This is a genomic window from Nocardia sp. NPDC058480 (assembly GCF_042720495.1).
GTDB lineage: Bacteria > Actinomycetota > Actinomycetes > Mycobacteriales > Mycobacteriaceae > Nocardia.
In genome coordinates this window covers 228,070-241,301 of record NZ_JBHXMN010000004.1, presented here as the reverse complement: position 1 = coordinate 241,301, position 13,232 = coordinate 228,070, and the positions used below count along the sequence as shown (strand labels likewise).

Sequence of the window (13,232 nt, the reverse complement as noted above, 5' to 3'; positions counted from 1 at the left end):
GCGCCGGAGCAGAGGGTTACTTGCGGACGACGGTCGCGAGCCAGGCGGGGGTGGAGTCGTGGAAGCGGGTTCGGAGGTGTTCGGGGGCGATGGTCGTGATCTGCCATGCGGGACTGTCGGCGAAGGGGGTGGTGAGGGCTTCCCGGCTGACCGGATGGGGGCCGGTGCCGGTGCCGATGTCGCTGAAGCACAACACATACAGAGTGGCACCGTCGTCGGCGACCGAGGCCAGGCTCGCGACGTATTCGATGCGTTCGACCTCGTCGAAGGCGTGGAAAAGACCGCAGTCGAGGATTGTTTGAAAGCGGCGGTACAGGCGTTGCAGGTGTAGGGCGTCGGCCATGGCGAAATTGACGTCTACGTTGCGGTCATCGGCTGCTTGCCGGGCGATGGCCAGCGCCGTTTCGGCCACGTCGACGCCGAACACCGGCAGGCCACGAGCGGCGATGAACAGTGCGTTGTCGCCGGTGCCGCACCCCACGTCGAGGACAGGTCCGGAGAATCCGCCCACCTCGGCCAGCCGGACGACAGCCGGTTGTGGGGCGCCGATGTCCCACGGTGCGGGGCCGTCGAGATAGGACGCGTTCCACGGTTGACCGGCATGGCGTTCGTGACTGGTCGGTGGACGGGGGTCGGGCCTGGGTGTCGTCGGCATCAGCGGATGAACAGGGCGCAGCGGTCGGCGAGGTCGAGAACCGGCTGGGGCAAAATGCCGAGCAGAAGGGTGGCGCCCGCGCTGAAGGCCACGACCAGGGTGGTAGCGAAGGGGGCGGTCACGGTGGGGGCGTCAGCTGGGGGATCGGTGAAGAACATCAGGACGATGACGCGGACGTAGAAGAACGCCGCGATGGCGCTGCAGAGCACGCCGATGATGACCAGTGGGGTGTAGCCGGCACCGGAGGCGGCCGCGAAGACCGCGAACTTGCTGACGAACCCACTGGTGAGTGGCAGACCGGCGAAAGACAGCAGCAACAGGGCGAATGCCGAAGCGAGCCACGGGGATCGGCGTCCGAGACCTGCCCACTGCGACAGCGCGGTCGCTTCGTCACCGGACGCGTCGCGGACCAGACTGACCACCGCGAACGCGCCGACGGTGCCCAAGCCGTAGGCCAGCAGATAGAACAGCACGGCCGCGACCCCGGCGGTGTCGGCGGCGACGATACCGACGAGCAGGAAACCGGCGTGGGCGATCGAGGAGTAGGCCAGCATGCGCTTCACATCGGTCTGGGTGATCGCCATGATCGCACCGACGACCATCGTCGCCACCGCGACCGCAGCGATGACCGGACGCCAATCCGAGCTCAGCGCATTCACTCCGACCATCAGCACCCGCATGGTCGCACCGACCGCGGCGATCTTGGTGGCGGCGGCCATGAAAGCGGTGATCGGTGTCGGCGCGCCCTGGTACACATCGGGCACCCAGGCCTGGAACGGGACGGCACCGATCTTGAACAGCAGACCGACAGCGAGCATCCCGATCCCGAGCAGCGCCAGTGTCGCGTTCTCGGGCTGCTTGTCCAGTGCCGCACCGATTCCCGGCAGCGACACCGTGCCGGTCTGCCCGTAGAGCAACGCCACGCCGTAGAGGAAGAACGCGGAGGAGAACGCACCGAGCAGGAAGTACTTCATCGCCGCCTCCTGCGAGAGCAACCGCCTGCGGCGAGCCAGCCCGCACAGCAGATACAGCGGCAGCGACAGCACTTCGAGCGCGACGAACATCGTCAGCAGATCATTCGACGCGGGAAACAGCAGCAGACCACCGACCGCGATCATCGTCAGCGGGAACACCTCGGTGGTCGAGACACCGGAACGCACCGCCGCGAGTTCGTGCGCGCTGCCGGGCACCGCGGAAGCTTGCGGAGTGAACGCGTCGACCCCTCGATCCAACGCGGCCGCCGCCCGGTTCCACGTGCCCGGCCCGCTGCGCGCCCGCGGCACCGCGCCGCGCTCGGCGATCAAGAGCAGACCCAGCAGCGCGACCAGCAGGATCGTGCCCTGCAGGAACAACGTGACCCCGTCGACGGCCACCGCACCCACCACCGCCGTGCCCTCGGATCCCGCGAGCAGCACCACGGCCACCAACGCGCCGATCACACCGGCCATCCCGAGCACCAACTGCGTCAGATACCGGTAGGGCCGTGGCACGAACGCTTCGACGAGCACCCCGACCACGCCGACCGCGAACACGATCAGCATCGGGGCGAGCAGGTGGTATTCGATGCTCGGTGCGGGCGCGATGGCCGCGAGCTCGGTGATGGTCACGGAGTCCGTCCTCATTTGTGGCCGCCTGCGGGCGGGGTGGCCGCACCTGCTTCGGGAGCGGGGACAGTCGGAGCGGGATCGTGCTTACCGATCGTCGACAGGGTGTGTCCCACCGCGGGATCCACCAGATCCAGGACCGGTTTCGGGTAGAAGCCGAGCACCAGCAAGGCGACCAGCAGCGGCACCACCACGGCCAGCTCGCGCGGCACCAGATCACGCAGGTGCTCGTTGCCCTGCTTCAGCGGGCCGGTCATCAACCGCTGATACAGCCACAGCACGTAGATCGCGGCCAGCACCAGCGCACCTGTCGCGATCACCGCCGCCACCTGATATTTCGGGAATGTGCCGACCAGGACCAGGAATTCACTGATGAACGGTGCGAGACCCGGCAGGGAGAGAGTGGCCAGGCCGGCGATGAGGAACGTGCCCGCCATAACCGGCGCGACCTTCTGCACGCCGCCGTATTCGGCGATCATTCTGGTTCCACGCCGGGAGACGAGGAATCCGGCGATGAGAAACAGTGCCGCCGTGGACAATCCGTGGTTGACCATGTACAGCGTCGCCCCGGATTGGGACTGGCTGGTCATGGCGAAGATGCCGAGGATGATGAATCCGAAGTGCGAGATCGAGGTGTAGGCGATCAGGCGCATCACATCGGTTTGGCCGATCGCGAGTAGCGCGCCGTAGACGATGCCGATCACGGCCAGCGTGATCACCAAGGGCGCGAAGGTGTCCGACGCCAGGGGGAACAACAGCACGCAGTAGCGCAGCATGCCGAAGGTGCCGACCTTGTCGACGACCGCCATCATGAGCACCGCGCTGGACGGGGTGGCCGAGACCGCCGCGTCGGGCAGCCACGTATGCAGTGGCCACAGTGGCGCTTTCACCGCGAAGGCGAACATGAAACCCAGGAAGAGCGCGTTGAGCACCGCGGTGCTGCCCCCGAGTTCGCCATTGTTGGCCGCGGCGACCACAACGCGCAGATCGAAGGTGCCCGCGGATCCCTCGCCGAGGCCTGCCGTGGCGGTCAGCACGTACAGCCCGATCACCGCGGCGAGCATGATCAACCCACCGAACAGGTTGTAGAGCAGGAACTTCACCGCGGCGCGCGAACGTTGGGCCCGGATCGCGGTGTCGGTGGTGCGGGTGCCGAATCCGCCGATGAGGAAGTACATCGGGATCAGCATCGCTTCGAAGAAGACGTAGAACAGCAGGATGTCGAGGGCGAGAAACGAGATCAGCACCATCGCCTCGACCAGCAGCATCAACGCCATGTAGATGTGAGTGGTCTTGCGGCCGTCTCCGGTGGCGGTGTCGTCGTTCCAGCCCGCCAGGATCAGCAACGGCACCAGTACCGCCGTCAGCAGGACCAAGGCGGTGGCGATGCCGTCCAATCCCAGGGTGTAACCGACGCCGAATGCCGGGATCCATTCGTGGGATTCGACGAACTGGTACTGCGCACCGCCGGGCTGGAACCGGACCGTCAGGACGACGGCGAGCGCGAGCACACCGATCGACACCGCGAACGCGATGCCGCGCGCCACAGTGCGGCGGGCGGCGGGCACGACGAGCACCGCCCCCGCCCCGATCGCGGGGGCGAGCCAGAGTGTCGTCAGCCAGGGAAACGAGTTCACCAGTACCTCACCGCCAGCAGGGCAGCGGCCACCAGGGCCGCGCCGGTGAACATGGACAGGGCGTAGGAGCGCACGAAACCGGTCTGCACCTTGCGGATTCGCGCCGACAGCCCACCGATCGTCGCGGCGGTCCCGTTGACGATCCCGTCGACGCCCTTCGCGTCGAGGAACACCAGCGCCCTCGTGAGGTGGCGACCGGGGCGCTCGAAGACGGCTTCGTTGATCTTGTCGCCGTAGAGGTCGTCGCGCGCGGCCCCGGTCAGCACGCTGACCGGCTCCGGTGCGACCTCGGGGATCGGGCTCTCGGCGTATTTGCGGTAAGCGACGGCCACACCGATCGCGACCGCTGTCAGAGCGAGGCCGGTCACCACCGCCGCGGGGATCACGGGTTCCGCGTGATGGGAACCGACGACGGGTTCGAGCCAGTTCACCAGCGACGACCCCCAGACGAACAGTCCGCCTGCGAAGACCGATCCGAACGCGAGCAGGATCATCGGCCCGGTCATCACCGTGGGTGACTCGTGTGGATGGGTGTCGGGCTTCCATCGGCGCTCGCCGAAGAACGTCATCAGCATGACCCTGGTCATGTAGAAGGCGGTGAGTGCGGCACCGAGGAGCGTGACCACGCCCAGCAGGATCCCGGTGGATCCGCCGTGGTCGAAGGCCGCCTCGATGATCTTGTCTTTGGAGAAGAACCCGGAGAACGGTGGCACTCCGATGATGGCGAGATAGCCGAGGCCGAAGGTGATGAAGGTGATCGGCATCAGCGTGCGCAGGCCGCCGTAGCGGCGCATATCGGTTTCGTCGTTCATCGCGTGCATCACCGAACCCGCACCGAGGAACAGCCCGGCCTTGAAGAAGCCGTGGGTGAGCAGGTGCATGATCGCGAACGCGTAGCCGGCGGGGCCGAGGCCGACGGCCAGGATCATGTACCCGATCTGGCTCATCGTCGAGGCGGCCAGTGCCTTCTTGATGTCGTCCTTAGCGCAGCCGACGATGGCGCCGAACAGCAACGTCACCGCACCGACGGCGATCACCGCGGTACGCGCGTTCGGGGCGAGATCGTAGATCGGGTTGGAGCGGGCGATCAGGTACACACCGGCGGTGACCATGGTGGCGGCGTGGATGAGCGCCGAGACCGGGGTGGGGCCTTCCATCGCGTCACCGAGCCACGACTGCAGCGGCACCTGCGCGGATTTGCCGCAGGCGGCCAGCAACAGCAGCAGTCCGATCGCGGTGAGGGTGCCTTCGCTCGCGCCGGGGCTCGCCGCGAACACGGTGCGGAAGTCGAAGGAACCGAATGTCGCGAACATGACCATCATGGCGATGGCCAGGCCCATGTCGCCGACCCGGTTCACCACGAACGCCTTCTTGGCTGCCGTTGCGGCCGAGGGCTTTTCGTACCAGAACCCGATCAGCAGATAGGACGCCAGGCCCACGCCCTCCCAGCCCAGATACAGCACGAGGAAGTTGTCGGCGAGTACCAGCACCAGCATGGCGGCCAGGAACAGGTTGAGATAGCCGAAGAACCGGCGCTTGGCGGGGTCGTGGCTCATGTAGCCCAGCGAGTAGAGGTGGATCAGCGACCCGACACCGGTGATGAGCAGCGCGAAGCAGATCGAGAGCTGGTCCAGCTGCAAGCTGAACCCGACTTGGAGATCACCGACGGGCACCCAGTTGAACAGTTCCTTGTGCACGGCGCGGTCGGCGTCGGCGCGGCCGAGCATGCCGAAGAACGCGACGAGGGCGACGACGAACGAGGCCACTGCGGCCGCGGTACCCAGGTAGGGGCCCCAACGGTCGGTGCGGTGGCCGAACAGGAGCAAGACGATCGCGCCTGCGAGCGGGAGGGCGGGCAGCAGCCACAGCATCGCGGTACCCATGTCAGAACTTCAGCAGGTTGGCGTCGTCGACCGAGGTCGACCGGCGGGCACGGAAGATCGTCATGATGATGGCCAGGCCGACGACGACCTCGGCGGCGGCGACCACCATGGTGAAGAACGCGATCACCTGCCCGTCGAGGTTGTCGTGCAACCGGGCGAAGGTGACGAACGCCAGATTCACCGCGTTGAGCATCAGCTCCACGCACATGAACACCACGATCGCGTTGCGGCGCAACAACACTCCCGCGGCGCCGATGGTGAACAGCAGCGCAGACAGGAACAGGTAGTTCTGGGGGTTCACCGCTTGCCTTCCTCGTCGGCCGTCGGGTTGTCGTCGCTGATCTCGTCCTCACGCAGCGTGCCGACCGAGGCCACGGCGGCCTCGGTGTGAGCGCGGGTGCGGCGGTGACGCAGGATCGTGCTCACCGAGAGTTCGGCGAAGGAGCCGTCGGGGAGCTGGGCGGGGCTGTCGACAGCGTTGTGGCGTGCGTAGACACCCGGTGTCGGCAGCGGAGTCGCCCGTTCGCCCGCGGTGCGAAACCGGTCGCGCGACATTTCGCGCTGCCCGCGTTTGGGCGTGAACTGCTCACGGTGGGCCAGCACCATCGCACCGATAGTGGCGGTGATCAGCAGTGCGCCGGTGAGTTCGAAGGCCCACACGTAGCGCAGGAAGATCAACTCGGCGAGTTCGGCAATCACATCACGGTCGCCGAAACCGCGGCCGGGGAAGCTGGTTCCGCTGTCACGCAAGGCCGCGCCGATGCCGCCGATGAACAGCAACCCGAATCCGACCCCGACGATCGCGGCGGCGATGCGCTGTCCGCGCAACGTTTCCCGCAGCGATTCCGCGGAGTCGACGCCGACGAGCATCAGCACGAACAGGAACAGCATCATCACCGCGCCCGTGTACACCACGATCTGCACGACGCCGAGAAACAGTGCGCCCTGCGCGATATAGAACACGGCGAGCGCGATCATGGTGGCGGCCAAGCACATTGCCGAATGCACGGCCTTGGCGGCGGTCACCATGCCCAGTGCGCCGAGCACCGCGATCGGGGCGAGCACCCAGAACAACACGGCCTCGCCGGTGGAGGTGTCGGCGATCTCGGCGGCCAGCATCTGTGCGGTGCTCATCGCAGTACCTCCTGCTCCGACGGTGCGGGACCGACCCGGCCCAGGTAGTAGTCGGCCGCATCCGTGCCCGGTGCCATCGGGTGTGGCGCGGGCGTCATGCCCGGCTGCAGGGGTGCCAGCAGCTGGTCCTTCTCGTAGATGAGGTCGGCGCGGTTGTCGTCGGTGAGTTCGTATTCGTTGGTCATCGTCAGTGCGCGCGTCGGGCAAGCCTCGATGCACAGGCCGCAGCCGATGCAGCGCAGGTAATTGATCTGGTAGACGCGTCCGTAGCGTTCACCGGGGGTGAAGCGTTCCTCCTCGGTGTTGTCGGCACCTTCGACGAAGATCGCGTCGGCCGGGCATGCCCACGCGCACAGTTCGCAGCCGATGCACTTCTCGAGTCCGTCCTCGTAGCGGTTGAGCTGGTGGCGACCGTGATAGCGCGGTGCGGTCGGCACCTTCTCTTCGGGGTAGGACTCGGTATTGGGTTTCTTGAACATCGTGGCCGCGGTAACCGCGAATCCGGCGAGCGGTTCGAACAAACCGATCTGGGGTTCGTCGTTCGCGGGCCGTGGTGGCATCGGCGGGACCGGGAATCCGAGGAACACCGACGAGGTCGAGGGCTCCTGTGGTGGCAACGGTGGTAGTCCCTTGCTGCGGCCGGCGCGCAGGAACATCGCGATCATCGCCGCGGTGATCACCAGACCCACACCGACCAGGATCAGGTTCTGCCCGGGGAGGCCTTCGAGGTCGAGCACCCGCGCACCGGCCACGACCATCACCCACACCAGCGAGGTGGGGATGAGCAGTTTCCAGCCGAGGTTCATGAACTGGTCGTAGCGCAGCCGGGGCAGCGTGCCGCGCAGCCAGACGAACACGAACAGGAACGTCCACACCTTGAGGGTGAACCACAGCAGCGGCCACCATCCGGAGTTGGCGCCCTCCCACAGGCTGATCGGGAACGGTGCCCGCCAGCCGCCGAGGAACAGCGTGGTCGCCAGCGCCGACACCGTTGCCATGTTCACGTATTCGGCGAGCATGAACATCGCGAATTTCAGCGACGAGTACTCGGTGTGGAAGCCGCCGACCAGTTCACCTTCGGCTTCGGGCAGGTCGAAGGGCGCCCGGTTGGTTTCGCCGACCATCGACACGCAGTAGATGAGGAACGATGGCAGCAGCAGGAAGACGTACCAGGTGCCCTCCTGTGCGCCGACGATCTCGGAGGTCGCCATGGTGCCCGACAGCAGGAACACCGTGGCGAAGGTCAGTGCCATCGCGATCTCGTAGGAGATCACCTGTGCCGTCGAGCGCAGGCCGCCGAGCAGCGGGTACGTCGAGCCCGACGACCAGCCGGCCAGCACGATGCCGTACACGCCGATGGAGGTGATGGCGAGGATGTAGAGCACGGCGACCGGCATGTCGGTGAGCTGCAACGCGGTGCGCGTCCCGAAGATCGACACCTCCGGGCCCATCGGGATCACCGCGAACGCCATGAACGCCGGGATCACCGAGATGATCGGGGCGAGCACGAAGATCGGCTTGTCGACGATGGCCGGGATGATGTCTTCCTTGAGCGCCATCTTCACACCGTCGGCGACGGACTGGAGCATGCCACCGGGGCCGATCCGGTTGGGGCCGATCCGCATCTGCATCCACGCGACGACTTTGCGCTCGGCATATACCGCGATCAACGGCACCAGCATCAGGTAGACGAACACGCCGAGCGCCTTGACCACCACCAGCCACAGCGGGTCGGTGCCGAAGACAGGTCCGGCGTCGGCCGCGAGGAGTAGCACTCGATCACTCATGACGGTGTTCCTTCATCCTGTCGTCGGCGCGACGCAGGCGCACCACGGCGCCGGGTGTCACACCGAGTTCGGCGGCGACCGTCGAGCCGGGCGAGTGCAGCGGCAGCCACACCACCCGGTCGGGCAGGTCCGTGATCATCAGCGGCACCGAGATCTCGCCGCGATCGGTGTAGACGATGACGTGATCGGCATCGTCGGCTTCGATCTCGGCGGCGGTCGCGGCCGACAGGCGTGCGACGGGCGGGCGGGCGACGCCGGCGAGGTTGGGTTCACCGTCTTGCATGCGACCGGCGTCGAGCAGCATCCGCCAGCCGGCCAGCACGGCCGTTCCCGGGCCGGGCACGGGGCGGGTCTGGCTGGTCAGCTCCGGTGCCGCGAGGGGGGCGCCGTTCCAGGTGCCGAGCGCGTCGAGTTCGGTGCGGGCGGCGGCGGTGTCGGGCAAGTTGATCGGGACGCCCATCTGCGCGGCCAGCGATTGCAATACCCGCAGGTCCGACTGGGGGGCGGCGACGCGGCGGGTGGTGTCGAGCGAGGCCGCGGTGAAGGGGCGTGGTCGGCCTTCCCAGGTGCGGAAGGTGCCGGACTTCTCCATCGCGGTCGCCACCGGGAAGACGACGTCGGCACGTTCGGTGACGGCGCTGTGCCGCATTTCCAGGCTGACGACGAACCGGGCGGCGTCGATGGCGGCGAGTGCGGCCGCCGGGTCGGGCATATCGGCCGGGTCGACACCGCCGATGACCAGCGCCCCCAACTGGGCCGCGCTCGACAGGATCGCGGTGGCATCGCGCCCCAGCGTGACCGGGAGTTCTGCGGACTGCCAGCGATGCCGCACCTGTTGGCGCGCAGCGGGATCCACCACCGGCCTGCCGCCGGGCAACAAGCCAGGCAGTGCGCCCGCCTCCAGCGCACCGCGCTCGCCCGCACGACGCGGCACCCACGCCAGCGCGGCACCGGTGACATCGGTCAGCCGGGTCACCGCCGACAGCGCACCGGGGCTGCCCGCGAGACGTTCGCCCGCCATGACGACCGCGCCCGGTGTGTTCAGCATCGCCATGAGTTCGGTGGCATCAGCGGAGTTCTCGGCCATGATCGAGGTGATGACATCGGCTTCGCCGCAGGGCGGGGTTTGGATAAGCGCGCCCGACATCCGTTCGAGGCCGCGGGACGCGAACGGTGCCAGCGACACCACCCGCTGCCCACGTGTCCGTGCTGCTTTGCGCAGCCGCAGGTAAACGATGGGCGATTCTTCTTCCGGTTCGAACCCGACCAGCAGCACGACAGGGGCTCTGTCGAGCGCGGCGAAGTCGACCTGGACACCGCGTCCGGCGACGCGGGCGGCGAGGAATCGTTGCTCCTCTTCCGAGTGCACCCTGCTACGGAAGTCGATGTCGTTGGTAGCGAGGACCATTCGCGCGAACTTGCTGTACGCGTAGGCCTCTTCCTCGGTGACTCGGCCGCCGACGAGTACTCCGGCATTGCCGATCGCGGCGCTCAGGCCCGCGGCGGCGGCGGTGAGGGCTTCTGTCCAGGAGGCGGGGGCGAGGACGCCGTCCCAGCCGCGCACCATCGGTGTGGTGAGGCGGTCGCGTTCGGTGGCGTACGCGAAGGCCCAGCGGCCTTTGTCGCAGTTCCATTCCTCGTTGACCTGCGGATCGTCACCGGCCAAGCGGCGCAACACTTTTCCGCGGCGATGGTCGGTGCGTTGGGCGCACCCCGAGGCGCAGTGTTCGCAGACGCTGGGTGTGGAGACCAGGTCGAACGGGCGGGCCCGGAAACGGTAGGACGTGCCGGTGAGCGCACCCACCGGGCAGATCTGCACGGTATTGCCGGAGAAATAGGAGTCGAGGGGCTCGGCCTGGGCGATGCCGACCTGTTGCAGCGCACCACGATCCATCAGCTCGATGAACGGGTCACCGGCGACCTGCTGGGAGAACCGGGTGCACCGTGCGCACAACACGCACCGCTCCCGGTCCAGCAGCACCGCCGTGGACAACGGGATCGGCTTCGGGTACGTCCGTTTCTCACCCTCGAAGCGGGATTCGGCGCTACCGGTCGACATCGCCTGGTTCTGCAGCGGACACTCGCCGCCTTTGTCGCACACCGGGCAATCCAGCGGATGGTTGATGAGCAGCAACTCCATCACCCCGCGCTGGGCCTTCTCGGCGACCGGGGAGCTGATCTGGGTGCGCACGATCATGCCGTCGGTGACCGGGATCGTGCAGGAGGCGACCGGCTTTCGCTGCCCTTCCACTTCGACGAGGCACTGCCGGCACGCGCCGACCGGGTCGAGCAGGGGGTGGTCACAGAAGCGGGGAATCTGCACGCCGATCAGTTCGGCGGCGCGGATCAGCAGGGTTCCGGCGGGCACCTCGATGGTGGTGTCGTCGATGGTGACGCTCACCATGTCGGTGGGCACCACACCGCTGCTGTTACCCGGGGCAATGGCTGTCATCGGTCCTCTTTCGCTGGCGCCCACACGGTGGAGGCGGCCGGGTCGAACGGGCAGCCGCCGAGTCGCTGATGCGCGAGGTATTCCTCGCGGAAGTACTTCAGCGAGGAGAAGATCGGGCTGGCCGCGCCGTCACCGAGCGCGCAGAACGATTTGCCGTTGATGTTGTCGGCGATGTCGGCGAGCTTGTCCAGGTCGGCCTCGGTGCCGTGGCCCGCTTCGAGCCGGCGCAGCAATTGCACGAGCCAGTAGGTGCCTTCACGGCACGGTGTGCATTTGCCGCACGATTCGTGGGCGTAGAACTCGGTCCAGCGCAGGACCGCGCGCACCACGCAGGTGGTGTCGTCGAAGATCTGTAAGGCCTTGGTGCCCAACATGGATCCGGCGGCGGCGACACCTTCGTAGTCGAGGGCGACGTCGAGATGTTCGTCGGTGAACATCGGCGTCGAGGAACCCCCGGGGGTCCAGAACTTGAGGGTATGCCCGGCCCGCACGCCGCCCGCGTAGTCGAGCAGCTCGCGCAAAGTGATGCCGAGCGGGGCCTCGTACTGGCCAGGTCGGGCGACGTGTCCCGACAGGGAGTACAGCGTGAAGCCGGGTGACTTCTCGCTGCCCATCGAGCGGAACCATTCGGTGCCGTTGCGCAGGATCGAGGGCACGCTGGCAATGGATTCCACGTTGTTGACCACTGTCGGGCATGCGTACAGGCCCGCGACCGCAGGGAACGGTGGGCGCAGCCGGGGCTGCCCGCGCCTGCCTTCCAGTGAGTCGAGCAGGGCGGTTTCCTCACCGCAGATGTAGGCGCCCGCGCCGGCGTGCACGATCAGGTCCAGGTCGAAGCCCGAGCCGAGGATGTCGTGGCCGAGCAGGCCCGCCGAATAGGCCTCGGCGACGGCGGCTTGGAGTCGGCGAAGGACCGGCACCACTTCGCCGCGGACGTAGATGAACGCGGTCGCCGCCCGGATCGCGTACGCGGCGATCACGATGCCTTCGATGAGGGTGTGCGGGGTGGCCAGCATCAACGGGATGTCTTTGCAGGTGCCGGGTTCGGATTCGTCGGCGTTGACGACGAGGTAGTGCGGTTTCGTTGTGCCGTCGGGGCCGGGGCCCTGCGGGATGAACGACCATTTCATGCCGGTGGGAAAGCCCGCGCCGCCGCGACCGCGCAGACCCGCGTCTTTGACGGTTTGGATTACCTCATCGGGCGTTGTACGCAGGGCGGCGCGGAGTCCGTCGTAACCGCCGGTCGCGCGGTAGCTTTCGAGGGTCCAGGATCGCGGGGTGGCCCAGTGTTCGCTGAGTACCGGGGTGAGCGTCGTCATCGCGATCCCCCTGCCGAGTCATCTTCTGCCGCACCGGTTTCGAGCCCTGCCAAGGTGGGTGCGCCCGGTGCGCCTTCGAGCGCGCCGGGGCGCTCGTCGGGGAATCCGGCGAGGATGCGGGCGGTCTCACGGAACGTGCACAGTGGTGCGCCGCGGGTCGGGCGGACCTGGTGGCCCGCGCGCAAGGCATCGGCGATCGCGATCGCCGATTCGGGGGTCTGGTTATCGAAGAATTCCCAGTTCACCATCATGACCGGCGCGTAATCGCAGGCGGCGTTGCATTCGATGTGTTCGAGGGTGATGGCGCCGTCGGGGGTCGTTTGGCCGTGTCCTACTGCCAGATGTTGTTGCAGTGCTTCGTAGATGGCGTCCCCGCCGAGGACCGCGCAGAGGGTGTTCGTGCACACGCCGACGTGGTAGTCGCCGGTGGGGGTGCGCCGGTACATCGAATAGAACGTGGCGACCGCGGTCACTTCGGCGCCGGTGAGGTTCAGGTGGTCGGCGCAGAAGTCGATGCCGGTACCGGTCACGCAGCCTTCCTCGGCTTGCACCAGGTGCAGCAGGGGGAGCAGCGCGGAGCGGGGGTGTGGGTAGCGGGTGATGATCTCCTTCGCGTCCAGTTCGAGGCGTTCGCGCACGTGCGGTGGATAGGGCTCTGGGCGCGTGCTGAGCTTCAGGAGAATTGGTGTGCTGGAGGACTGTTCGATAGTCATCGTTCCACTCCGCACAGTGAGAGGTCAGTGCCCGGACGGTATTTGTTT

Annotated in this window: 10 protein-coding genes; all 10 read right to left on the bottom strand. The window is 67.2% G+C overall.

Annotated features, from left to right (window positions below):
• Positions 1-16: 16 nt before the first annotated feature.
• Genes ACFWO8_RS12785 through nuoE form a run of 10 tightly spaced genes read right to left on the bottom strand, consistent with a single transcriptional unit; the run spans position 17 to position 13,184 of the window.
• Positions 17-655, bottom strand: coding sequence for a class I SAM-dependent methyltransferase (locus ACFWO8_RS12785; RefSeq protein ID WP_378948976.1), 639 nt, complete (start codon positions 653-655; stop codon positions 17-19).
• On the bottom strand, positions 655-2,277 hold the full coding sequence (nuoN, locus tag ACFWO8_RS12780) for an NADH-quinone oxidoreductase subunit NuoN (protein ID WP_378948973.1): 1,623 nt from the start codon (positions 2,275-2,277) through the stop codon (positions 655-657). The genes ACFWO8_RS12785 and nuoN overlap by 1 nt, the downstream gene beginning before the upstream one ends.
• A complete protein-coding gene (locus ACFWO8_RS12775; protein ID WP_378948970.1) occupies positions 2,274-3,896 on the bottom strand; it encodes an NADH-quinone oxidoreductase subunit M in 1,623 nt (540 codons plus the stop codon). Before ACFWO8_RS12775 ends, nuoN begins: the two co-directional genes overlap by 4 nt.
• A complete protein-coding gene (nuoL, locus tag ACFWO8_RS12770; RefSeq protein WP_378948967.1) occupies positions 3,893-5,779 on the bottom strand; it encodes an NADH-quinone oxidoreductase subunit L in 1,887 nt (628 codons plus the stop codon). The genes ACFWO8_RS12775 and nuoL overlap by 4 nt, the downstream gene beginning before the upstream one ends.
• A 1-nt stretch (position 5,780) precedes the next feature.
• Positions 5,781-6,080: an NADH-quinone oxidoreductase subunit NuoK gene (gene nuoK / locus ACFWO8_RS12765; RefSeq protein ID WP_056819797.1), complete on the bottom strand. Its 300-nt coding sequence runs from the start codon at positions 6,078-6,080 to the stop codon at positions 5,781-5,783.
• Positions 6,077-6,913 (bottom strand): NADH-quinone oxidoreductase subunit J, encoded by an 837-nt coding sequence (locus ACFWO8_RS12760; protein ID WP_378948964.1) that lies wholly within the window; start codon positions 6,911-6,913, stop codon positions 6,077-6,079. The genes nuoK and ACFWO8_RS12760 overlap by 4 nt, the downstream gene beginning before the upstream one ends.
• Positions 6,910-8,700, bottom strand: a complete 1,791-nt coding sequence (gene nuoH, locus ACFWO8_RS12755) for an NADH-quinone oxidoreductase subunit NuoH (protein WP_378948961.1) — start codon at positions 8,698-8,700, stop codon at positions 6,910-6,912. The genes ACFWO8_RS12760 and nuoH overlap by 4 nt, the downstream gene beginning before the upstream one ends.
• Positions 8,693-11,152 carry an NADH-quinone oxidoreductase subunit G gene (locus tag ACFWO8_RS12750; RefSeq protein ID WP_378948958.1) on the bottom strand — a complete coding sequence of 820 codons (2,460 nt, stop codon included), beginning with the start codon at positions 11,150-11,152 and terminating at the stop codon, positions 8,693-8,695. Before ACFWO8_RS12750 ends, nuoH begins: the two co-directional genes overlap by 8 nt.
• Entirely contained in the window at positions 11,149-12,471 is a 1,323-nt protein-coding gene (gene nuoF / locus ACFWO8_RS12745) for an NADH-quinone oxidoreductase subunit NuoF (protein ID WP_378948955.1), read from the bottom strand. Before nuoF ends, ACFWO8_RS12750 begins: the two co-directional genes overlap by 4 nt.
• Complete coding sequence (gene nuoE, locus ACFWO8_RS12740) at positions 12,468-13,184, bottom strand: NADH-quinone oxidoreductase subunit NuoE (RefSeq protein ID WP_378948952.1); 717 nt, start codon at positions 13,182-13,184, stop codon at positions 12,468-12,470. The genes nuoF and nuoE overlap by 4 nt, the downstream gene beginning before the upstream one ends.
• Between the last annotated feature and the right edge of the window lie 48 nt (positions 13,185-13,232).

What these genes read in the sequence shown, in the direction of transcription:
- nuoE (WP_378948952.1), bottom strand. Translation starts at nt 13,184, where the DNA reads ATGACTATCGAACAGTCCTCCAGCACACCAATTCTCCTGAAGCTCAGC.
- nuoL (WP_378948967.1), bottom strand. Translation starts at nt 5,779, where the DNA reads ATGGGTACCGCGATGCTGTGGCTGCTGCCCGCCCTCCCGCTCGCAGGC.
- ACFWO8_RS12760 (WP_378948964.1), bottom strand. Translation starts at nt 6,913, where the DNA reads ATGAGCACCGCACAGATGCTGGCCGCCGAGATCGCCGACACCTCCACC.
- ACFWO8_RS12785 (WP_378948976.1), bottom strand. Translation starts at nt 655, where the DNA reads ATGCCGACGACACCCAGGCCCGACCCCCGTCCACCGACCAGTCACGAA.
- nuoH (WP_378948961.1), bottom strand. Translation starts at nt 8,700, where the DNA reads ATGAGTGATCGAGTGCTACTCCTCGCGGCCGACGCCGGACCTGTCTTC.
- ACFWO8_RS12750 (WP_378948958.1), bottom strand. Translation starts at nt 11,152, where the DNA reads ATGACAGCCATTGCCCCGGGTAACAGCAGCGGTGTGGTGCCCACCGAC.
- nuoF (WP_378948955.1), bottom strand. Translation starts at nt 12,471, where the DNA reads ATGACGACGCTCACCCCGGTACTCAGCGAACACTGGGCCACCCCGCGA.
- nuoN (WP_378948973.1), bottom strand. Translation starts at nt 2,277, where the DNA reads ATGAGGACGGACTCCGTGACCATCACCGAGCTCGCGGCCATCGCGCCC.